Source organism: Aristophania vespae, assembly GCF_009906835.1.
In the GTDB taxonomy this organism is placed as follows: Bacteria; Pseudomonadota; Alphaproteobacteria; order Acetobacterales; family Acetobacteraceae; genus Aristophania; species Aristophania vespae.
The window spans coordinates 1,003,096-1,026,378 of the sequence record NZ_CP047652.1 but is presented as its reverse complement, the minus strand read 5'-3'; the positions used below and the strand labels follow the sequence as shown (position 1 = coordinate 1,026,378).

17 protein-coding genes and 1 pseudogene are annotated in these 23,283 nt (G+C 42.6%); 3 read left to right on the top strand and 15 right to left on the bottom strand.

Annotated features, from left to right (window positions below; genetic code table 11):
* Positions 1-94: 94 nt before the first annotated feature.
* Positions 95-331: a hypothetical protein gene (locus tag GT348_RS04540; protein ID WP_160618706.1), complete on the top strand. Its 237-nt coding sequence runs from the start codon at positions 95-97 to the stop codon at positions 329-331.
* A 65-nt stretch (positions 332-396) separates the two neighbouring features.
* Here GT348_RS04540 and GT348_RS04535 read toward each other — a convergent pair whose 3' ends face one another.
* From GT348_RS04535 to GT348_RS04475, 15 genes and pseudogenes are all read right to left on the bottom strand, one after another.
* Positions 397-867 (bottom strand): hypothetical protein, encoded by a 471-nt coding sequence (locus GT348_RS04535; RefSeq protein WP_236646417.1) that lies wholly within the window; start codon positions 865-867, stop codon positions 397-399.
* 357 nt (positions 868-1,224) lie between these two features.
* Positions 1,225-2,499, bottom strand: coding sequence for a citrate synthase (locus GT348_RS04530; RefSeq protein WP_160618705.1), 1,275 nt, complete (start codon positions 2,497-2,499; stop codon positions 1,225-1,227).
* 175 nt (positions 2,500-2,674) lie between these two features.
* Positions 2,675-4,870, bottom strand: coding sequence for a pyrroloquinoline quinone-dependent dehydrogenase (locus GT348_RS04525; protein WP_160618704.1), 2,196 nt, complete (start codon positions 4,868-4,870; stop codon positions 2,675-2,677).
* Position 4,871: 1 nt separating this feature from the next.
* A complete protein-coding gene (locus GT348_RS04520) occupies positions 4,872-5,249 on the bottom strand; it encodes a glycerol dehydrogenase (RefSeq protein ID WP_160618703.1) in 378 nt (125 codons plus the stop codon).
* Positions 5,250-5,385: 136 nt separating this feature from the next.
* Entirely contained in the window at positions 5,386-5,715 is a 330-nt protein-coding gene (locus GT348_RS04515) for a chorismate mutase (protein ID WP_160618702.1), read from the bottom strand.
* Complete coding sequence (locus GT348_RS04510; RefSeq protein WP_236646416.1) at positions 5,705-6,442, bottom strand: metallophosphoesterase; 738 nt, start codon at positions 6,440-6,442, stop codon at positions 5,705-5,707. Before GT348_RS04510 ends, GT348_RS04515 begins: the two co-directional genes overlap by 11 nt.
* Before the next feature lie 49 nt (positions 6,443-6,491).
* The gene (locus tag GT348_RS04505) at positions 6,492-11,042 is read right to left on the bottom strand and encodes an AAA family ATPase (RefSeq protein ID WP_160618701.1); all 4,551 of its coding nucleotides are present in this window, start codon (positions 11,040-11,042) and stop codon (positions 6,492-6,494) included.
* A 16-nt stretch (positions 11,043-11,058) separates the two neighbouring features.
* A complete protein-coding gene (locus tag GT348_RS04500) occupies positions 11,059-11,535 on the bottom strand; it encodes a DsbA family protein (protein ID WP_236646415.1) in 477 nt (158 codons plus the stop codon).
* Positions 11,511-11,693 carry a hypothetical protein gene (locus GT348_RS09380; RefSeq protein WP_236646414.1) on the bottom strand — a complete coding sequence of 61 codons (183 nt, stop codon included), beginning with the start codon at positions 11,691-11,693 and terminating at the stop codon, positions 11,511-11,513. The genes GT348_RS04500 and GT348_RS09380 overlap by 25 nt, the downstream gene beginning before the upstream one ends.
* A 65-nt stretch (positions 11,694-11,758) precedes the next feature.
* On the bottom strand, positions 11,759-12,682 hold the full coding sequence (locus tag GT348_RS04495) for a hemolysin family protein (protein ID WP_160618700.1): 924 nt from the start codon (positions 12,680-12,682) through the stop codon (positions 11,759-11,761).
* On the bottom strand, positions 12,679-13,167 hold the full coding sequence (gene ybeY / locus GT348_RS04490) for an rRNA maturation RNase YbeY (protein ID WP_160618699.1): 489 nt from the start codon (positions 13,165-13,167) through the stop codon (positions 12,679-12,681). The genes GT348_RS04495 and ybeY overlap by 4 nt, the downstream gene beginning before the upstream one ends.
* A pseudogene (locus tag GT348_RS04485) lies at positions 13,136-14,187 on the bottom strand (PhoH family protein). Before GT348_RS04485 ends, ybeY begins: the two are co-directional and overlap by 32 nt.
* A gap of 63 nt (positions 14,188-14,250) precedes the next feature.
* Positions 14,251-15,612: a tRNA (N6-isopentenyl adenosine(37)-C2)-methylthiotransferase MiaB gene (miaB, locus tag GT348_RS04480; protein WP_160618698.1), complete on the bottom strand. Its 1,362-nt coding sequence runs from the start codon at positions 15,610-15,612 to the stop codon at positions 14,251-14,253.
* A gap of 60 nt (positions 15,613-15,672) precedes the next feature.
* Positions 15,673-15,849 (bottom strand): hypothetical protein, encoded by a 177-nt coding sequence (locus tag GT348_RS09375; protein WP_236646413.1) that lies wholly within the window; start codon positions 15,847-15,849, stop codon positions 15,673-15,675.
* A gap of 56 nt (positions 15,850-15,905) precedes the next feature.
* Positions 15,906-16,655 carry a lysophospholipid acyltransferase family protein gene (locus GT348_RS04475; protein ID WP_236646412.1) on the bottom strand — a complete coding sequence of 250 codons (750 nt, stop codon included), beginning with the start codon at positions 16,653-16,655 and terminating at the stop codon, positions 15,906-15,908.
* 170 nt (positions 16,656-16,825) lie between these two features.
* On the opposite strand from GT348_RS04475, the gene GT348_RS04470 reads away from it, so the two are divergent.
* Positions 16,826-18,796 carry an autotransporter assembly complex protein TamA gene (locus GT348_RS04470; RefSeq protein ID WP_160618697.1) on the top strand — a complete coding sequence of 657 codons (1,971 nt, stop codon included), beginning with the start codon at positions 16,826-16,828 and terminating at the stop codon, positions 18,794-18,796.
* Entirely contained in the window at positions 18,796-22,974 is a 4,179-nt protein-coding gene (locus tag GT348_RS04465) for a translocation/assembly module TamB domain-containing protein (RefSeq protein ID WP_160618696.1), read from the top strand. Before GT348_RS04470 ends, GT348_RS04465 begins: the two co-directional genes overlap by 1 nt.
* The last annotated feature ends 309 nt before the right edge of the window (positions 22,975-23,283 follow it).

The following is a 23,283-nucleotide window of genomic DNA, read 5'->3' as shown; positions in this document are numbered from 1 at the left end:
AAATTGTGCCTAAATAGCACTCAACTCACGGTCAACAAGCCGTTGGGTACTTGAGTCGCCTTAATGAGTGGCGGGTTTCTAGGGACGAAGTAAAATGACAATCGACACCCGCTATATTGGGCGTAAATGTGAGAGAGCTGTGATTACAGCCTATCAGGAATTAAAGGATATGGGGCAAGACGATATGCAGGCTTTTACCGCCTGTACGACGCTTTATCGTATTTACCATCCAGAATCTTCTTTGCCCGAAGCGCGTTTGCTCGTGTCTGAATGGATTGATCACCATCTTGTAAAAAGAAGTCACGGCCATACACGTGGCTGTAATTGTTGATATATTTTATAAAATAATGACAAAAAACCCCGCTTTATTGAAAAAGCGGGGTTTTTTGATGTTTATTAGTCTTTAAGCGTAAATTTCAGCCCTTGTAGCCCTGCTGTTAGATGGGCACCACTGGCCTTAGAGGTAATTTTTAAGCGAACGCCATTACTATTAGCAAGGAGCGCACCACCGACGCCTTCGGCGACCGTTGCTTCACCAGCTAATGAGCCATATTCGCCGTCAAAGTCATGAAGGTGCTTAAGGTTATATACCTCTCCATTGGCTTCGATGCTAGCGTAACCGAGGGCAGCAATATTTCCGCCGCTAATTTTAAAGTGATGTGTCTTACCGCGATAAACCAAAGTGCCATCGCCCCAGGTATAACCAACACCCAAGTCAGCGGAGTGAGTTTTAAGATGGATATGACCTACAGGCTTAGCGACATCTTTAGCATGATGCTCAGCAGCATAAGAGGCAGCTGGAATTGCTACACCCATGCTTAAAGCGGAGATAAGAGCTAGACCGTAGCCGAAATATGCACGTGACATTGTTAAACCTTTCATTGGCTTAAAATAATGTAAGCTTCTAGGCTTAGACACAAAGAGAAAATTAAACGTTAAAGAATAATATTGTGTCACAGCCATAAGGGTAAATCTAAAATTTTATTTTATAGTTAATTTTTTAATATAATAAATTTGGCTATACATATAAGCGTATGTTTAAAAAAAATGATACATTATAAAAAATTAGTATATTTTTGGTTTTTATAATCCTCGAATACTCTTTGTCATTTTAAATAAAGACACTTTTAGACCTCGGTAAATCTTCAGAAAAAAAGTCTTTATAACTTGCCAATAAAGAGCAAATTTATCTGAAGAATTTCGTTTTCTAAGCTGAAGTAGATTTTATCTCTCTTCCATAGGAAGAACGTCTCTTTGAATCTTTCCTGTATAAAGCTGACGTGGGCGCGCAATACGCATCGTGGGATTAGAAATCATTTCTATCCAATGACTGACCCATCCTGCTGTACGTGCAATTGCAAAAATTGCCGTAAACATAGAAGTAGGAATGCCCAATGCTTTAAGAATGAGCCCTGAATAAAAATCTACGTTAGGATATAACTTTCTTTGTATAAAATAATCATCTTCTATGGCAATGCGCTCGAGCTCCATTGCAAGATCTAAACAAGGATCGCGCTTTAATCCAAGAGTATCGATAACTTCGTGATAAGTTGCCTGAAGGAGTTTTGCACGTGGGTCAAAATTACGATAAACCCGGTGCCCAAAGCCCATTAACCTTACACCAGACTCTTTATTTTTGACCCGTTCTAAAAAAGCAGGAATGTTTTCGCGTGAGCCAATTTGGTCAAACATTGCTAAAACAGCTTCATTAGCACCTCCATGAGAGGGCCCCCAAAGAGCTGCTATTCCAGCAGAAATACAGGCAAAGGGGTTTGAGCCAGTTGAACCTACGAGTCTGACAGCGCTTGTTGATGCATTTTGCTCATGATCAGCATGTAAAATAAGAATGCGGTCTAATGCTCGGGCCAGTACAGGGTCTGCTTTATAAGGACGGCCGGGCCTTGAAAAAAGCATATAAAGTAAGTTTTCGGAAAATGGCAAAGTTTCATCAGGATAAATAAAAGGTTCGCCAATTGTATATTTATAAGCGCATGCAGCAATAGTCGGTACTTTAGCAATAAGGCGCCTTGCAGACAGATCATGATGACAAGGCTTTGTCTGAAGTACATCGCTATAAAAAGCCGATAAGGCCGCTACAGTACCGCATAATATTGCCATAGGGTGTGCGTCCCTACGGAAACCATTAAAAAAATTGCGTATTTGCTCATTTAACAAGCGTTGAGAAGCCATGTCTTCACAAAATACGTCATATTGCTCTTTGGTAGGGAGCTCCCCGTACAGCAAAAGATAGGCTGTTTCGGTGTAGTCAGTATGTAAGGCTAGCTGTTCGATAGGATATCCACGATGAAGGAGAATGCCTTTCTCACCGTCGATAAATGTAATTTTGCTTTCACATGCTGCTGTAGAACCAAAGCCCGGATCGAAAGTAAACATTCCTGTTTCTTGAGCCAAACGTCTTTGGTCTAAAACTGAAGGTCCCATTGTTCCATGCATGACGGGAAAGGCGAATGAAAAAGATTCACATTTTTCTTTTGTCATTTAATGAGCCTTCTAACGATGCGGTTATTCTGTAAAAATCTACAGATTTGCACCAATAAGTTTTGGATAAGAAACATATTAATGCAAGATAAAAAAATAACACGAAATTAAAAAAGGTGGCGAGGTTGAGGCCTCGCCACCTTTTTCTTATTCAAACCATAATGGTTTAAATATTTTATTTTGTACCTTCAGGCAGGGCATAAACTACAAGCGCATCAGAAATTGGTGAGCCCATAAAGTGATGTCCACCTGCAAAGATAGCAACATATTGGCGACCATTTACAGAGTAAGTGATCGGCGTTGCCTGACCACCACCAGGTAATACATCACTCCAGACGACTTTACCCGTTTTCATGTCAATTGCACGAATTTGGTTGTCAGTTGCGGCAGCTACAAAAGCAACACCACCGGCTGTTTGAATTGGGCCACCATTATTAGGTGTACCAATATTCAAAGGTAATCCTGTTGGTAGGCCGAATGGACCATTGGCACGAGCAGTTCCTAATGGTTTTTGCCACAGAACTTTATGCTCTTTCAGGTCGATTGCAGTGATCATACCAAATGGAGGCTGGTTACAAAGCACTTTTGTAAAGTCGTTCCAGAAAGGAGACACAACAATACCATAAGGTGTGTCACCTTGAGCACCATTACCCTCAGCTCCACCACCGCTTGGATTAAATTGTGGAGAGTCAACAGGTATCAAACCGAGTTGGTCGGCTTTTTTACGTGTTACAAGCTGGTCATACATAGGTGTATTATTCCAGTTTGCTAACATAATACCTGTGTTAGGGTCGTAGGAGATGCTACCCCAGTCACTACCACCATTATAGCCAGGATATTCAATCCAAGGTCTGTCAAGGCTTGGCGGCGTAAATTCACCAACATAGTTTGCTTTGCGGAATTTAATACGACAAGCAAGCTGATCGAGAGGTGAAACACCCCACATTTTGGCTTCAGTCAGATCTTTAAAGCCAAGTCTTGGCACGGCAACTGACCATGGTTGTGTAGGTGAGCGTGGATCGTCAGCAACATTACCTGGATGAGGTGCTGGTTTTTCTACAACGGGGAAGTCAGGAAGTGGCTCACCCGTGCGGCGGTCTAGGATATAAGTCTGACCACGCTTTGTAGGCATGATGATTGCTGGGGTAACAGACCCATCTTTACCGTGGTAATCAAAAAGAGTGGCCTGTGAACCAATGTCATAATCCCAAACGTCTTTATGAGTGGTTTGGAATACCCAGCGAGGCTCGCCAGTTTTAACATCTATAGCAACCAGCGCTGAAGAAACTTTGTTTTCTTCAGGTGTGCGCAGGGCACTGTAATAATCTGCGGCCGAGTTACCTGTTGGAACAAAAACCAACCCTAACTCGTTATCACCAGCCATTGCTGCCCATGAATTGGGTGTGCCACGGCTATAGAATTTTCCGGGGCCAGGCTGATGATGGTCTGTCGGATTATTAACATCCCATGCCCAAACAAATTTACCAGTTTCGGCATCATAACCACGGATCACGCCTGATGGAGCCCAGCGGCGCTGACCATCGAGAACTTCGTGGTTTACAACGACAACACCATTAATGATTGGTGGAGGAGTTGTCATTGAGACCTGGCCAGGAACAGCGTATCCCAGGCCTTGCATGAGGTTAACCTGCCCGCCAAACCCAAAGGATGAGCACAGCTTACCTGTTTCTGCATCAACAGCGATAAGACGCATGTCAAGCGTCGCTTCGATGATACGGTTATGGCAAGGTTGCCCTTCGGGCACTGTTGATGACGTAAAGTAAGTTACGCCTTTACAAGCTGCTGTATATGGAATGCTCTCATATTTAACACCAGCTTTATGCCGCCAGATTTCTTTGCCCGTAGCTGCATCGACACGCATTATGTCATTAAGGGCAGAGCAAAGATAAAGCGAATCACCAACTTTAATGGGGGTTGTTTCAGCAGCCCATTTATTGGTTTTGCCTTTAGGAACGAGGCTACCTGTGTGGTAAACAAACGCCCTTTTCAGGTGCTTAGCATTTTCAGCTGTAATTTGCTTTAAGGGTGAATAACGGTTCTGACGGTCGTCACGCCCATAAGCTGGCCAATCTTCCGGCTTCGGATTAGCACTTTGCTGAGGGACCATGTCAGGAATTTCAGACGCCGGAATCTCATCAATATTAGGTAAATGAGCCGGGTTGATGCCTGGAGGCTGCGGCGTCGAAGGGTCTGGCGAAGTATAGATAGTTGACTTCGTTACCTTATGACTTGGGTCACCTGCTTCACCTGGTCCAGGTGTTACAGTTGTAGGAGGAACCTGCGCTAAAGCGGGCACAGCTCCAAGAGCGGTGCTTAAAAAGAGCGCCTTAAAAATCGTTGATTTCTGCATGTTATGCGCTCCTTTTCCGCCCATTAAGGGCAAACAGGCTGATAGCGACAAGGATAGCGATTACTGTAGGGCCAAAAAGGCGAGGTAACCACCCAATCCAATCGAAACCTACTTCATAGATCGTCCAGGGGATTGTTAATGCCCATCCTAATAAAAAGAGCCAGCAACCCAAGGGCTTACGCATCATCATGAGTAGACCGCCCGGTGTGAGGAATAGAATACCCTCAAGGACATAATACCATGATCCACCGTAAGAAACCAAAACTCCACCTTCAATAATGAAGAAAAGGCCGAAGAGGAAAACTACAAACCCGACAAGCATAGCCAACCCTGTGCCCAGGGTTACAGGCTGTCGAGAAGAATTCGAAGAAGAAAGCATATCGGCACCTCAAAACGGGTGTTAGACCTGCCGCTCTTTGTGAAGTATTTTTCTCTTCTAGGGAAGAGGATAAAATTCCTAAGCAAACACTTTTTTGTGTATTGATAATTATCCCGGTTTTCTTAAGAATAAATTATTATTTTTGTTGTTTATTATTTAGTTGTCGAGAAATATCTTTGTGATTTTTTACTACCTCTGAGACAATAAGATCAAAAATCTGCTCTGCGAAATCTGGATTTAAAGACGAGTCTTTTGCCAATGCGCGCAGGCGCTGCTTTTGGTTTGATTCTCTTTTATTATCTGTGGCTGGCAGGTTCGTTTGAGCTTTGATAAAGCCAATTTGTCTGGTGCATTTAAAACGCTCAGAGAGCATATAGATGAGGGCAGCATCGATATTATCAATGCTATGACGAAGTTCGTTTAGAAGATCTACATCGTGTGAATCTTGAAAGTTTTTAGAGCTCATCAAGGTCAACCCATGCTAAATGTCCATCTTTCCCGGCACCCAGATCCATGAAAATGGCTTTCCCACCGAGCCTGCCTTCTTTAACCCAAGGGCGTCCATCAGTCGAGCGTCGATCATGGCCAACATAGACTGTAATGTCTTCGGGGATTCTATCAACCCAGTTTAAAAGCCGTTCAGGATAGCCGTCTGGCTGTATTTTATTAGTTACCTCACCAAAAAGTGCTCTGGCCAGGGCTGCAGAAATTTTATTAATGCCTGTTTTGGGGGGAGGGTTGGTGAGCATAAAGCTATGAAACCCACCATGTATGAAAAATGTTTGATTAATGCGCTGCCAGGCAGGAGCTTGTTCGATGGCATTATGGATTTGGTAAGGGAATTCCTGGCTTCCTAATGCAAATATTTCTTCTAATGTTTTTTCGAGGGCTTTGTCTGGTCTTACCTGACGTCCGGCTAAAGAGCGAGCCAGTTTTCTGTCATGATTACCAAGAACAAACATGCCTCTTTCAGTTTTTAATAACTGAAGAATTTGCTTTAAAACACCAACATTATCTGGGCCATAATCGGTTAAGTCACCAAGTTGAATAATGTAGCGTTCAGTGGCTAATGCATGCTTGAAAGCGTTAGAATCGCCATGCACGTCGCCCACCACCCTAACACCAAATTTTTTGATGCGATTTAAAATGGCTGCACTTAAGGTTGGTACGGTAAAAATGAGATGACCTTTCAAAGCAGAATTTAAAATTCTGTTCTATTCTTCTGCTTGAAAAAAGGTCTCGTCAACTCCCTATAAATTTTAAGCCATCATTAAGGTTGACCGAAAGCAGTCGGCTTACGCCTCTTTCCTGCATTGTAACACCAAAAAGCTGATTCATATGTGCCATTGTTGTTTGATGATGTGTTACGACCAGAAAACGTGTGTTTGCCTGCTTTTGAAGGTCAGCAATAAGGCGACAAAATCGTTCGACATTGGCATCATCTAATGGCGCATCTACTTCATCCAAAACACATATTGGAGCTGGCGTACAGTAAAAGGCTGCAAATATGAGAGAGAGAGCTGTTAAAGCCTGTTCACCGCCAGAGAGCAAAGACAGAGTTGAAAGTTTTTTTCCTGGGGGTTGAGCATAAATTTCTAACCCTGCTTCTAATGGGTCGTCGCTTCCAACAAAGCTTAAATGGGCTTTTCCCCCATCAAACATGCGAGAAAATAATGTTTGAAAATGCTGATCCATTTCTGAGAAGGCTTTGTTAATACGCATTCTGCCTTCTTTATTGATAGAACTAATGGCTTTGCGTAAACGACTAATCGCTTCTGTTAATTCGGTAAGCTTTTTATGAAGCTGGTCTGATTCTTCCTTAGCGCTATTATATTCGTCATCTGCGCCAAGATTAACGCCGCCTAAATTTTCTCGCTCTTGTTGTGTGCGGGCAAGAAGGTGCCGCAAGCTCGTAACACTCTTTCCAGCCAAATCATCATCTTCAGAATCATCTTGTTGAGACTCTTCTAAAGGATCATGTGTTTGGAGTTGTGTTAAAACATGCTGAACCTGCTTTAAACGCTCAGTTAAACCGCTCAACGTTTCGCGCAAAATAGTGCGTCTATCTTGCAGGTCAGCAAATTCTTTCTGTTTAGAATTTAAGTCTGTTTGTAGCGATGAGGTTTTTTGAGTAGCTGAATCAAATTGTTCTTTTAGTGCTGTATAAAGCGACTTATGTTTTTCTACTTGTGCGGTCAGCTGTTTGGGATTGACCTGAGAGTCCTGTGAAAGTTCGAAAGCGTGTTTACGTTGTTGTAGTGTTTGTAGCTCTGCCAGAATATGCTCTTTTTCAGCACTCGCGGCTTGATATTTGAATTTTATGGTAGAAATCTGTTCTTCTAGAGACCGAGCTTTTCTTTCGCATTCAACAAAATCTTTGCGTTTTTGCTGGTAGTTCCTGCTATCTTCATCAAATTTAACTTTTAAAGCGTCAAGTTTTTTAATTTGATCTTCTAAAGGAGCAAGAGACTCTAAACGGGATAAAGCTTCTTTGACTTCGCTATCAAGGGACTGACAAATTTTATTTTGCAATTCAAGCTGGTTGCGTAAAGTGTCTCGACGCCCAGATGTAGATGCCTGCTGCTGCGTAAGGATGTTAAATTTTTGCTGCGCCCGTAAATGTTCCTGACGTAAATTTTGATAATGTGCATCTAACTGTGAGAGAGTTTTTATACTCTCATCAAGTCTTGTTTGCGCTGCTGCAACAGCTTGCTTAGGGCCTTCTAAATCAAGTTCAAGAAGCTGCTTTTGCTGTTTTTCTTTTTGCTGTTTCGCGCTTTCCAGTTCAGCTTCCAGATGCGTTATAGAAGAGGCTAGATCTTTCAGCCGGGCTAAAGAATTCTCATAAACCAGCTCTGACTGAGAGTAATGTCGTTCAATAGCGTTGAAAGACTTAAATGCTTCTTGATGTTTTTGATGCGCCTGCGATAAAGCCTCTCTTGCTTGAGCGACTTTATCCTGATTAGGCACTATAGTCTTAAGAGTTATATCAAGTTCTGAAAGAGAATTTTGCAAAGAGGTAAGGTTATTTTTAATTTCCTCTGCGTGGGCTGTGCTTTTTTCTATATGCTCAAGAGCGTGCTGAATTTTGCGGTGAGAGAGTTCTTTGCCATGTTCCTGCTCTTGCACTTTAAAGCGCAGATTATGGAGCTGTTTAACAAGTGTCTCGATAAAAGCGCGTTTTTTATCAATTTTTTCCTGAAGCGAGTCATTACGGTCTTTTTCGTTTTTTAGCTCAAGCTCAGTCTCACTTATTGAGTTTTTTACAGCTTCTTTTTTAGGCTCCAACTCTTTAAGTTTTTGCAGATTTTCAAGTTTTTTAACCTCAGAAGAATGTTGTTGGGCACTCTGAATAAAACCGTCCCAACGCCAAATGGCGCCTTCTCGTGTTACGAGTGATTGGCCAGGCAATAAATGTTGCTGGAGCTCTGCGCCTTGCTGCTCATTTTCTAAAAGGTAAATCGAAGCCAAAGCGCGCGTAAGGGCAGGAGGGGCTTTTACAAATTCTGCAAGGGGTTTGAGATCTGAAGGTGGAGTTTGAGTCTCTTTGAAAGGAGGGAGGCACCGCCAGGCACGTTTTAACTTTGTTATATCCGAAGCTGTATCGTTTTCGGCCAATAAATTCGCTTCGAGACCTTCAGCTAAAGCCATAGCAAGGGCTTGGTTAAGTTCTGCCGGAAAATCTAAAGTTTCAAGCATAGAAGATTCTGCATCTATAGTCCTACTATAAAGAGAATTTCTTAAGCTTTGTATTTGGCCTTTGAGTCTAAGAAGCTGAAGTTCTTCATTATGGAGTTTTTGGCGCGTTTTATTTAAGTCCCCAAAAGATGTTTTGAGTTCTTTACGCCAGTTTTGAAGCTCTTCTGAAGCTGTAGAATATAATGTTTCTTTTTCAACAAGTTCTGAGCGTAATTGTTCTACCTGCTCAAAGTTTGTGACATTTTGTTTGGCTTCATCCAGAGTTTTTTTAGCTTGTAAAATTTGCTGTGCGGTTGTTTGTTGAGCATACTTCAGCCGCTCTATTTCCAGAGAAATGATATTTCTCTTCTGGGTTTTTTCCTTATGGTCAGTTCTTGCTTTATACCAAATTTCTTCTTCTTTATCTTTAAGCTCTCTTAGTTCTTTTTCTTTGTTTTCTGTTTCGAGTAATAAAGACTGTGCTTTGTCAACTTCCTGTTTTTTAGTGGTCAGTATTTCTGGAGTGATCAAAGAATTTTCAATATTATGCTTGTCAGATAAAAAGCGGTCGTATCGAACTTTAAGGGCCTCTAATTTTTTTGATACTAACTGTATTTCAGATGTTAGATGTTTTTGGACACGTAACGTATTTTCTAAAGCAGACCGAGCTTTTTCAAGCTCAATTTTTTTATTTTGACTAATGTCAGCGTAATTTTGTTTTTCTTTTTCTGCCTCAGAGACAGACTGAGCTGTGGATTTAACTCTTTCTTCCGCTTCTGTAAGAGAGTCTAACTCAAAACGTGATTTTTCAATCTGTAATAGTTCAGACTGAATACGGTCTAGTGAAGATAAATTTTGCTTATGATGCAGTGTGAGGTTTTCATAAAGGTTGCGGGCCGTTTCATAGCTCAAATTTGCCTTATGATAATCCTCTTTGGCGTCATCATATTGTGCTTTACGCTGAGAAAGAGCCTGTTCTTCTTGCTCTAACTGGGTTTTTAAGTCAGGTAGATTTTTGAACTCAGTTTCAAGTGTTTTTTCCAGCTGAGTCAGTAATTCTTGAGAGCGTTTTTCTTCTTCATGAAGCGTTGCAGAACGCTTTTCAGCGCGATCAAGATCAGCGTTAATGTCTATAATTGTTTTTAAGCGTTCATCCCATGCTTTTTGAATATGAGATAGATTATTTTGTGCAATTTCAAGCTGAAGCTTTTGTTCTTCTAAACGAGGACGAAGCGCATTGAGCTGAAGCGACTGCTCGTCATATTCTTTTTTTAGATCAGCAACAGCAACATTTTTTTCTTGAAGTGTTTTTTCAAGGTCAGCTAGTTGGCTTTGAGTTTGGGTAATTTCCTGGCTTGTTGCACTAACGTTATTTTGTGCCTGCATATGCTTTAAGCGGCGTAAACGTGATTCGAACCGTCTTATATCTTGTGAGAGTTCCCGGTAACGCCGTGCCTGCGCTGCCTGTTGTGTAAGCAGTTCCAACCGTTGATGTAGCTGAGTTGCATGTAACTCAGCCTGCTCAAGATTATTTTCAGCCTGTTTTAATTTAAGCTCAGCATCATGCTTGCGAACATGCAATCCTGTGACATTGGCTGCCTCTTCAAGAATGGCACGCCGTTCTTCTGGCTTTGCTCCTATAAGCTGGCTAACGCGATTTTGGCTAATAATGGCAGAGCTGCGGGCCCCTGTAGCCAGATCGGCAAAAAGAGTCTGCACATCACGGGCACGGACTATGCGATCATTAATGCGGTAAATACTGCCAGAGCCACGTTCAGCCTGGCGGGTGATAGCCAGTTCCTCGCTTTCTTCAAAAGGGGCGGGTGCCAAGCCTTTTGCATCTTCAAGCTGTAGGGTAACGCGCGCTATATTGCGTGCTGGCCTGCTGGCAGAACCGGCGAAAATGAGGTCATCACTTTCGCCGCCTCTCAGCGTTTTGGCTGACACTTCGCCCATAACCCAGCGGATCGCTTCAACAATATTGGATTTTCCGCATCCATTAGGTCCGACAATACCAGTTAGACCAGGGAGAATGTCCAAAGTTGTTTCGTCGGCAAAACTTTTGAACCCGACTATTTTTAAGCGGGCGAAGTGGGCTTTATAAGAAGAAGACATTTAGCAGATAATAGACTTATGAAGCCTTTTTAACGAGATCTGCGAATGTCTCAAATGTCTCGGGATCCTGAGCATAAGCGACATTATTGAACCGGAAATAGGGTGTGCCCTGAATATCATATTTTTTGGTGTCGCTATCAACTTTGTCAGAAATAGCTTTGATGAAATTCTGGTCATTGCGAATTTCATCAAACTGACTGGAAGAGATGCCAGCTAAAGCTGCTTCCTGCCGTAAATGCTCTAAAGGATCACCTTCAGAGAAAGCCCATTTCATTTGACGTGAAAAAAGTGAGCTAATAAAGGCTTCATAGCGTGTTTCGGGTAATGAACGCGCAATCATTGCTGCAACTAAAGCAACGCGGTCCATAGGAAAATCATGGAACTGATAGCGAATTTTACCTGTTTCAATCAGTTCCTTGCGAATTTTGGGGAATTCTTCAGTTCCAAAATGAGCGCAGTGCGTGCAGGTTAGAGAAAACCATTCTTGAACCAAAACAGGAGCATCTGGGTTTCCAATAATACGGGGCTTAAGCGGCTATCTTTTGTAGTTTCAGCTGCGTGGGCCAATGGGCTTTGCGCAATAGCCGATCCAACTAAAAGAGTAGGAACAGTTTTTAATAAAGAACGACGAGATATAAAAATTTTATTCATAAAAATATCCTAAAATAAGATTAGTCAATGAAACAGTCCTAAAAAGGCAAGATTTACCTTTCACGTCAAGTGGCAGAGTTATGATCATTGCCTTGTGGGGTTATGTTTTTTTGTTTTTCTGCCCAATCATCAGGTACACGCATTCTTAAAGCTAAAATATGGCGCGTATCAGCATCTAAAACTCGAAAAGCAAGCCCGCTAGGGTGAATAATGACTTCGTCACGTGTTGGGACATGCTCAGCGAGACGAAAAACCAGTCCACCGACTGTTTCAATTTCTGCTTCTCTTTCACTATCAGTAAGAACAGGACCTAATTTTTCTTCCAGAACTTCTATAGGGAGGCGAGCATCTACATCTATTGAGCCATCAGCGCGTACTCGCCAAGGGGTTGTTACGGGCTCGTCATGCTCATCTGAAATATCACCTACGATCGTCTCAATAAGATCTTCAATAGTAACAAGCCCATCAATGCTGCCATATTCATCAATGACAAGCGCCATATGAGTACGGAGCTGTCGCATTTGCAGCATTAAATCCAAAACGGGAATAGTAGGGGCAATAAAAAGAGGTTGTCTCAAAAGTGATTGAAGATCGAGAACGTCACGGGGGCCCTCGTAAGAAATCAGATCTTTTACATGAATCATCCCGATAGTTTCATCTAACTCTTCATGATAAACAGGCAAACGAGAATGATGCTCTGTTTTCATGAGGTTTAGGGCCTCATCATAAGAGAGATTATCAGGCATTGCGACAATATCAGCTCTTGGTATCATGACATCGTCAGCCGTGATATCGCAAAGACGCAATACGTTTAAAATTAATGCTCTTTCTTGGCGGTCAAGTTCAGCAGATTCAGGTGTATCTTTCGATAATTTTGCGGCTTCTTTAACTAAAGCAGTAATAGATTGTCGTAAATTTTGCGCACGGGGTTTGCGGCTAAATAAAGTAAGTAAATTAGGCCGTTCGGACGAGCTCGTCATGTCGCTCATCGGTTTAGTCTCCGTCCCTGTTTCCAGGGGTCGGCAAAGTGCATTGCACATAATATGCGCGTTTCTAGCGTTTCCATAGCTCTGGCTTCTCCGGGGTGATAATGATCATGGCCTGCAAGATGTAGTAGGCCATGAACGGTTAAATGAGCTGTATGACTTTTCATCGAGCGTTGTGATTCTGTAGATTCACGTTTCATCGTCTCATAAGCTAAAATTATATCACCACCCTCACCAGGGTAAGTTGGATCAAAAGTTAAGACATTTGTAGGTTTGTTACGTCCACGAAAATGAGCATTAAGTTTTTTGATCTGACGATCATTTGAAAAAACTAAATTAGGGTACGTAATATTGGTTTCTTTTCCCAAAAAACGCTGAGTCGTATTAAAGGCTCTTGAAACAAGAAGCTCAAGCTGGGGTACGGCCCTGTGCCAGCGCTTGTCTTCAACTAAAAGATTAACGCGTTGCTGAGGGCTTTGTAGAGCCATGATAATTTAAAGGTCCGTTGTTGAAGCGTTGAGGGCGAGATACTTTGTCATAGGCGTCTATAATACGGGCTACAAGGGGGTGACGCACGACATCTGCCGAAGATAAATGACAAAAAGCAATTTCAGGGACGTGCTCTAAAGTTGCAACAGCATCTTTTAAGCCAGAAGGCACACCGGGGGGAGGTCAATCTGACTAAGATCTCCAGTTATTGTCATATGAGTTCCGTTTCCCATACGGGTGAGGAACATTTTCATTTGAGCTAAAGTCGTATTTTGAGCCTCGTCTAAAATCACATAGGCATGAGCCAGTGTGCGGCCTCGCATAAAAGCTAGTGGTGCAACCTCAATTTCGCCCGCAGCGATACGGCGTGCAATCTGGTCACCTGGCATCATATCATGCAGGGCATCATATAGTGGGCGTAGGTAGGGGTCGATTTTATCACGCATATCACCGGGTAGAAATCCCAGTTTCTCACCGGCTTCAACGGCGGGGCGAGACAGAATTATGCGTTCTACCTGCCCAGAAAGAAACATTGATACGGCTTGAGCTACGGCTAAATAAGTTTTGCCTGTTCCGGCCGGCCCTAGCCCAAATACAAGCTCTTTTTGGGCCAGCTCATTCATATAAGCTGCCTGTCCAGGTGAGCGGGGGGTAATAATGCCGCGTTTTGTCTGAAAAGCGGGTAGAGTTTTTAAATCTCCTACATCAGGCTCCGTTTTTGAAGAGCGTTGTGATGACGAAGCTGGAGCAACAGGCATTGAGCCACTGAGTCTGATAACCCCCGCAACCTGCTCAGCGTCGATAATATGACCTTGTTCCGCTAAACGATAAAGCGCCTCAAATGCTGCTTGTGCCTGAGCAACATCGCTGGGGGCACCTGTAATTGCAACACGATTGCCCCGACAGGAAAGTCGAACATGCAAACCTTGTTCTAATCTGACCAAGTGCCTGTCATGCTCACCTAAAATGCGTTGTAAAAGCGCGTTATTATCAAAGCGCAAGCTCGCTGTCCGTACAATATTGTCTGAGCGGGGCTGTGAGGTGTTTTTTGAGGAAGTGGTGGTCAAAAGGCCGCTATCTCCTTAAAGAAGAACCCCACTAAGAGAGTTCGTTAATTGATCGGTAATTCTGACTTTAACAACTTGTCCTATAATGGATATATCACCTTCAAAATGAACAGGCTGTAAATAAGGAGAGCGGCCATTAAGCTGCCCTTTTTTTCGGCCCGTATTTGTCACTAATATATCCTGAACAGTTCCCACCAAAGACGCATTGAATGCATCTTGCTGCTCACGCAAGAGAGCCTGAAGAATAGCTAATCTTTTGTCTTTTACGTCCTCATCAACCTGAAATGGCTGTCCTGCAGCTGGTGTGCCAGGGCGAGGAGAGTATTTAAAACTATAGGCACTCGCAAAAGTAACGTCACGGACGAGCTGCAATGTTTCTTCAAAATCTTTATCACTTTCACCTGGGTGACCAACAATGAAATCAGAGGAGAGTGCGATATCGGGCCTTGCCTGGCGAAGTTTTCTGATAATATCTCGGTATTCTTCTGCCGTATGGCCTCTATTCATAGCTTTTAATATACGGTCAGAACCACTTTGTACGGGTAGATGAATAAAAGGCATGAGGATAGGATTATTCTTATGAGCATCAATAAGGCTCTGATCCATATCCCGAGGGTGAGAGGTTGTGTAGCGTACGCGCTCTAAGCCGGGAATGGTGCGTAATCTTTCAGCCAGTCCGGCCAGTCCGACTATTTTGTCATCTTCCAGTCCGTGATAAGCATTTACATTCTGCCCAAGAAGGGTGATTTCTTTTACGCCACTTTGAACTAATCGTGATGCTTCTGCCATAACTGAAGAAACAGGACGACTTATCTCAGCGCCGCGTGTGTAAGGCACAACGCAAAAAGAACAGAATTTGTCGCACCCTTCCTGAATGGTCAAAAACGCTGTTAAATTGCCATTTGTCTGCGGTGCTGCATCTTCGGGCAGGAAATCAAATTTAGTTTCGACTGGAAAGTCAGTTTCAATAACTGTTTTCCCCGCGCGGGCGACACGTGCTACCATTTCGGGGAGGCGATGATAGGTTTGCGGCCCCAGAATAAGATCGACATAAGGGGCGCGTGCAAGAATTTCTTCGCCTTCTGCCTGGGCAACGCAACCCGCAACCGCTAACAGCGTGTTATGTCCTTCTGCTTTACGTGCCTCGCAAATAAGACGTAACCGTCCCAACTCTGAAAAAACTTTCTCGGCAGCACGCTCACGTATGTGGCATGTGTTGAGAATAATCATATCAGCTTCTTCTGCTGTTTCAACAGGTCTATAACCCAGTGGCTGTAATACATCAGCCATGCGCGCACTATCATAGACATTCATCTGGCAACCCCAAGTGATGATATGAAGACCGCGTGTATTTGGAGAAAGAGCAGGCTGAGACATAAATTATGAACGCTATATCCTAAAGGAGCAAAAAAACTTAATTAGAGTGAAGGCTAAGTTTTAATCAAGACGGTTTTGTCTAAGATCTTCATTACCTTGGGTGATAATGTCGTAAGTTTTAACGGCCAAGCTTTTTCTGGATAAAAAATCATCCGGATTTAGGGGAGGATGAAAATAGATGCTAGCGCGCATAGAGCGCCATTTTCCCAAAGCCCATAAATGGGGAGCCAAATCCATATCTCCAAACCATGAAAAAACCGATGAACGTCTGTTTCGGCCTACTGGTAACCCTTCTAATCGGTCATAAACAATGGAAATTGGCTGTACAAATAGAGGGGAGGTACATTTTCATCCTCTATCATATCGCGTTTCTTTACGGGTTTTGCAATGGCAAAAAGAGAGGAGAGGAAAGGGAGAACTCTCATACCATCAGAAGATGTGCCTTCTGGAAATAGAGTGATGTTATAACCTTCGCGCAATCTTTTTGTGACATCAGAAACTTCTTGGCCTGTTCCCTGACGATTACGACTAACATAAATTGTTCCACCTAATCGGGTAAGAACACCAATAAGTGGCCAGGTTCTTACTTCCTGCTTAGCAATAAACAGAGTGGGCAGAACAGTTCCCAAAACTAAAATATCAAGCCATGAGCTGTGATTAGCGATGTAGAGAACTGGCCTTTTTCCCAGATTAATGTCTTTATCGGAATAAATTTCTCCGATGCGCTGACCTTTTGTGTGAATATCGATCCCCATAATAGTGCAAACTATTTTCCAAAAAAAACAGGGGAATTGCACATGTAGCCGTCCTGGGGCATGAATAAGTATTGCCTGGAAACAACAGGATATAAGGCCCCAAAAAAATATGGCGATAAGCCGCAAAGTGCAGCGAATGCTGCGCCCTAAGGAGCGTGGAGATGTAGGCTCATTTTTGTCAAAAAGAGCTTCGGGGTCAAAAACAGGGCGGGATGATGACCCACGACTATGTTTATTGGGTAAAGGTGTAGGAGCAGGCATGATGGTTTTTGTGATAAAAGTTTTCATCGTCTGAGACAATCTCAAACAGGTCAGAAGATGAAAGAAACTCTGTTTTAAGAGATAAAAAAATAACGAATGATGTATGTTATGCCATATCTATGTCAGATTTTGCAGTATAAAAATACCTCATTAGCCATGAATAACTGCAAGATTTTATTGTAAAATAAGGGGGCGGGGTGAAGCCTGTTAGGACGTTAAGTTTATGCTTAACGCTTGTGATCAGTCATTTTTTAGGCGTACAGCAAGCTTTTTCTGAAACGGCAACGTCGCAAGAAAAAGAGCAGAGTCTGGCCTATGAAATAAATATTAAAAAAACGGCTGATAGTAATGTCGATAGTGCTTTGCAGGCTGCATCTCAGCTCGTGGCTTTACAAAAAACCCATCATATTGGGCCTTATGCTCTGGCAGGTCGTATCCGTAGTGATTATGGAAGATTAGAAGGGGGCCTCAGATCTGAAGGATTTTATGGTGGTTCTGTCGAAATTAAGGTTTTTGTGCTGGATCAAGAGTACGATGGCAGAGATCCGGCCCTTGCAGGAATTTTAAGCCAGTTACCAGAGGGTAAAACCGTAAAAATAACAGCGTCAGCCACTTTGGCTAGCCGTTATCATGTTGGAGCAATAGAGCTGCTTTCTGCTCATGATGAGGCCCATCGCGTTGATTTAAAAGCTATCCCGCTTACAAGTGAGGAAAAAAAAGCTTTTGGTGTTAAAATTGGCGATAAAGCAATTGCAAAAAATATTTTAGCCTCACAGACGAGATTAGAAGATTATTTGCATGAAGAGGGTTACGGCCTTGCTTCAGTATCACGGCCAAAAGCAATCCTTAATCATGATCGTCATGAAATTACAGTCAGAACCTATGTGAATAAAGGTCCTAAATTAGTTGTGGGGCCGTTTCATTTTAAAGGGTTAAAGCATGTAAAGCAGGATTATGTTGCGCGCCGTATTCATCTTCATGAAGGTGAGCTTTATAAGCCGTCTTCAATTGAAAATTCTCGCCTGGATCTTGGTAGTACGGGGCTATTTTCGGCAATCCAAATCGAAAATGCGCCACCAGTCATATCCATTTCACCTGATAAAAGTGAAGTTGAAAATGTATCTCAGGCTATGCCTTTGAATTTTTCATTTACTGAAGGGAAACGTCATCGCGTTGCTGGAGAAGTCGGGTTTTCTACAGATTTGGGAGGACGTTTGGGGGCAAGCTGGTTACATCGTAATCTTTTGGGCAGGGGAGAGCAGCTTAAAATTTCGGCTCTTGCAACAGGTCTGGGCGGATCGGCCCAGCAAGGTCTTGGTTATGATGGTTATGTCGATTTCAGTAAGCCCGATTTTTTAGATCGTGGGCGTGTTCTTAATTTAAGAGCTGAAGGGGTCAGGCAGCTTTTATATTCTTACCACCAAACAGCGCTTATTTTGCGGGGAGGTTTTTCCCAGCCAATTAATGATGAGTGGAAACTAAATGGCGCCATATCGCTTGAACAAGAAAATATTAAGCAATTTGGCAAGTCACGCAATTATTTTATAGCGTCTCTCCCTCTTGGCGTTGATTATGACGGTACTGGTCGTACTAGCCCTATTGATCCTGCTACTCATGGTGTAAAAATTTCTATCTCTGTCACGCCTTCTGAATCTCTTGAACATCAAACTTCATTTTTCGCTATTTTGAACGGACAGATATCGACTTACTTTGATATACATAATCTTGGTTTAACCCGCCCAGGCAGAAGTATCATTGCCCTAAGGGGGATTGTTGGCTCTATTCAAGGGGCCACAACGTGGGATATTCCGCCAGATCAACGCCTTTATGCAGGTGGTCAGTCTACAGTGCGCGGTTTTAGATATCAGGGGGTTGGTCCGCAATTTCGCAACTCGAAATATGCTATCGGGGGCAGTTCTATGGATGCAGCTACGATTGAGTATCGCCAGAGACTTTTTAAAAGTTTCGGAACTGCCTTATTTGTTGATGCTGGTCAGGTTGGAAAAGGGTCTATGCCTGGTCATGGGAAGTTACGCGTAGGTTATGGTGCTGGTGTGCGCTATTTTACTCCTATTGGTCCAGTAAGGCTTGATATCGCATTGCCTTATAAACGTCCGCCACGTGGAGATAAATGGGAGCTCTATATTGGTTTGGGAGAGAGCTTCTGATGCGCTTGCATAAACGACTTTATCTCGCTTTCATTGCGTTAATTGGTATTCCATTAATGCTTTTAGGAATGAGCGTATCAGCATTATTGATTGCTCTAAATCTTCCTAATGTGCAAAATATAATTGAACAAAAATTACCTTCTCTGACTGGTAATATGGTTCATTTAGAAGGGGTTTCTGGATTTTTGCCAGCTCATCTTCGTGTTGAAAAATTAACACTTGAAGATGAAAAAGGAATATGGCTTGAACTTGATCATGCAGACTTAAAATGGTCTCCCTTAGCCCTGTTACATTTACAAGCTAAGGTTAATGATTTTAAGGCAGAGCGCTTTATTTTTGAGCGGCTTCCTTATTCAAGTAAACCTAAACCACCTGAGGATCCTCATAAAAAACCTCTCAATCTTCCTTTAGGTATTAGAATTGATAGGCTGGTTGCGCCCCATATAGAGATAGGGCCAGAACTTGCTAAAAAAAGGGTTATGCTTTCCTTATTAGGTAAAGCTTATATTAAAAGCATTAATCCTTTTTTTCATAATATAAGCCTTAAGAATTTGCCTAATATGAGGTTCGACATTCAGTCCAAAAGGCTGGATGAACCAGGGCAGTTATTTCTCAATTTGGATAAAAAGCGCCATCATGTAACGGGCACTATTCATTTTGATGAAGGTAAAAATGGCTTTGTCAGTTTATTTGGGCAAATGCCTGCTTTAGATCCACTGACAACGGACATTATGATTGATGGTCCTTTTCGCAAGCTCAAAATAAATTTGAGTTTGCTTGCTGGAGATAAAGATAAGGCACAGCTCAGCGCTCATAGCGCGGGAATGGTAAATCTCTATAAAAAAGAAGGTCAATTGGCTCTTACTCTAAAAGCGCCATCCATGAATCTTCGATCCGATCTGGGATGGGATCAACTTGATGTCGAGGCTGCTTTAAAAGGATCACTCACAGCACCTCAGGGCCAGGCCTTTGTTAAAATCACTAATCTTGCTGCGTCATCCATTGCGGCAAGTTCGATAGACTTACAATTTAAAGGAATTTCGCAAAAAACTGGCCATATTGAAGAAAAGATTTCTTTATTAGGGGCTGTTTCAGCTTTAAAAATACCTGGAAATGAACCCTTATTATTAGCGAGCTCGCCTTTAACATTAAAAGCTATTTATAAGCCTTTTAACAAAACTCAGCCTTTTGAAGTGCAACTTTCACATGAATTGGCTCAGTTACATCTTAATGGTACGCTCGCACCAGCTCTCAAAGCACATCTTGACCTTGCCTTACCCTCACTTCGTCCTTTTGCTAAATTAGGAAAAATTGATTTAGAGGGATCGACACATCTAACTTCTGATATTGTACTTCCTCAGCTTAAAAATGATCCTCTTGATATTGTTGCCGCTGGGCACATCAATATTAAATCGGGTTTGAGCCAGGCGGTTGATTTAATTGGTAAAAAAGGTGAGTTAAATCTGCATGTGCAGCGTAATGCACAAGGTGTGATTGATCTTAAAACTCTCCATGTAACGGGGCAGGCTCTTGATTTAAAAGGGTTAGGTCAGTTTGATTTAAAAAACGCTGGCGCAGTAGAGTCTTCTATCTCATTAAACTTGCCACAACTTAAAGCTCTTCATCCTGCTTTGCGGGGTGGGGTTGATCTTAATGTTAAAACGAGTGGCCCTTTAAAAGATATAAAAACGAACTTAACCCTTAACGGGAAATTAGGCGTAGATCATACACAGGCCCATATTAAAGAAGGTCCGCTGACTCTTAAGGCAGAGATTGATCATCTTCCCAATGCGCCTAAAGGCAAGCTTAACCTAACAGGAACATTTGATAACGCGCCTTTAACGCTTGATGCATTATTTGATAAAGATTCCAAAGGTAATTTGGCCTTTTCATTAAATGAATTAGGGTGGAAATCTCTTAAGGGGAAAGGCGATATTGCTTTACCTTATGGAAAGAAAATACCTAGGGGAAATTTGGCCCTCTCTATCCCTCATTTAGAGGCATTTGCTCCCATTATTGGTCAGCCTATAAAGGGAGCCCTGACATTAGCTCTTCATACTGAAAAGAAAAATGACGGCGAATTACGGGCCAATAATGTAAGGCTTGATCTGTCATCCCGCCTTGCAATGGCTGATTATGGTGTGCGCAGCTTAAAAATTAGGGGAGAAGCGACCCATTTATCTGAGGAACCTAATTTTGACCTTATGGCCCAGTTAGAAGGCCTTAAAGCTAAGGATATAACAGGTAATCTAAAAACGACCGTGAAAGGGCCACAAAATGCTCTTTCTCTGAATGTTTCGGGGCGCTTCCAAAATCTTTTAAAGGCACCTGCACAGCTTGATCTTTCTGCTCTAGCTGATTTAACAAACTCTTACGTCAAGCTTCAGAAATTTAGTGCTCTCGTAAAAGGGGAAACAATGCGTTTACTGTCTCCTGCGGCAGTAAAATATGGAGTTCCTTTAGCAATTGAGCATCTAAAATTATCTGTTTCAGCTCGAAACAGCAAAGCAGCACAATTATCGGTAAATGGCACAATCAAACCCAAGTTGGATCTTTCTTTTGGGCTTGATAACTTAACACCTACCCTGGCTAATCCTTTTGTTCCTTCATTAAAAGCGGAGGGGATTATCAGAGCGAAGGGCGTGCTAAAGGGGTCGGTAGAAGATCCAACCGGAAATATTGTTCTTTCAGGCAAAAATCTTCGTTTAACAAGTGGGCCTGGGGCATCTCTTCCGGCTGCTTTTTTTGATGTGCGTACTCAGCTTGATCATAAAAAGGCAGTTATCAAGGCTACAGCTACGGCTGGCCAGAAACTTTCACTAAATGCTGATGGTAGTGTGCCTTTAAGCAAAGATGGTGCAATTTCATTACGATCAAAGGGAAAGCTCGATTTGACAATGGCAAATGCCATTTTGGGAGCGAGTGGTATGGGCTTAAAAGGTCATTTGGCCTTAGACATATTAGCCCAGGGTAAATTGCCTCAACCACAGCTTTCTGGGGCAGTTCACCTTAGAGATGGTGCCTTTGACCATTATGCCCAGGGAGTGCATCTGACTCAGTTGCACGGAGATATTTTAGCGCAAGGCGATAAGTTAACGATCCAGGATTTAACTCTGCAGGCAGGCAAGGGCACTATGTCTCTTACAGGCCAAATAGGGGCTTTGCGGCCAGCTATACCTATAGATTTAGAGTTTAAAATGGATAAAGCTCAGCCTGTAATCAGTGATATTTTAGAAGAAACACTTGATGCGGCGATTCATATTTATGGGCAGGCAACGTCAAAGTTAAATATTGATGGGAAAATCAAAATCCCTCAGGCATCAATCTCAATTCCTAATTCCATGCCTGCTTCAGTGCCAGAATTAGAGATAGTACAACCTGTTAAAAAACAAGCTCAAAAACTCGACCCGCCTATGGTGATTGGTCTAAATCTTGATGTCATATCTCCAGGTAAACTCTTTGTAAGAGGGCATGGGCTGTTTGCTGAGATGAACGGTAAACTTCATGTTGGTGGTGTCAGTAGCGCACCTGTTATTTCTGGTGGGTTTAATTTGAAGCAAGGAACATTTAACCTGGCTGGTGTCAACCTGACCTTTACCAAGGGACTTGTCGCTTTTAATGGCAGTGGTGTCGGACATCGCCTGGATCCTACTCTTGATTTTAAAGCTGACAGAAGTGCAGAGGGTATTTTAGCAAGCCTTCTTGTAACGGGTTATGCAAGTGCACCTAAAATAAACTTTATGTCTGTCCCAGAACGGCCAAAAGATGAGGTTTTGTCTGTCCTTTTATTTGGTAGTTCCCGAGCAAGCTTATCACCTACTCAGTTAGCAGCTTTAGGCGCAGCGGTTGTTCAGTTAGGTGGTGGTACATCATTTGATCCATTAGGCACTGTTAGAAGTGGCCTTGGCTTAGATGAGCTTTCGATAGGAGGAGGAGATGACGGAAATGGCAAAAGTAAATCTACTCTTACAGCAGGAAAATATATTTTTAAAAATGTATATGTTGGTGCGAAAGAGGGCCTATCAGGCAGTAACACACAAGCAGAAGTACGTATTGACCTGACAAAACATTTAAAACTTAACACCACGGTTGGAACAGGCGGCCAAATTACTGGTTTTACAACACCTGAAAATGATCCAGGCTCATCAGTTGGGTTATCCTATGGCACTGATTATTAAGAGAGGACTTTGTTTAAAGCGCGTTTTGTTAAAGCGGCAATGAGATTAACGACACCGGGCCAGCCATTAAAATAATGATCCTGGCCCGTCTGTTGGAATATTTTACGGCACTGATTATTAAGAGAGGACCTCGTCTAAAGCGCGTTTTGTTGAAACAGTGCTAATGAGGTTAACGGCACCGGGCTAGTCATTAAAATAATGATCCTGGCCCGTCTGTTTGGTTATTTTATGGCATTGATTATTAAGAGAGGACCTCGTTCAAAGAGGGTTTTGTTGAAACAGTGCTAATGAGGTTAACGGCACCGGGCT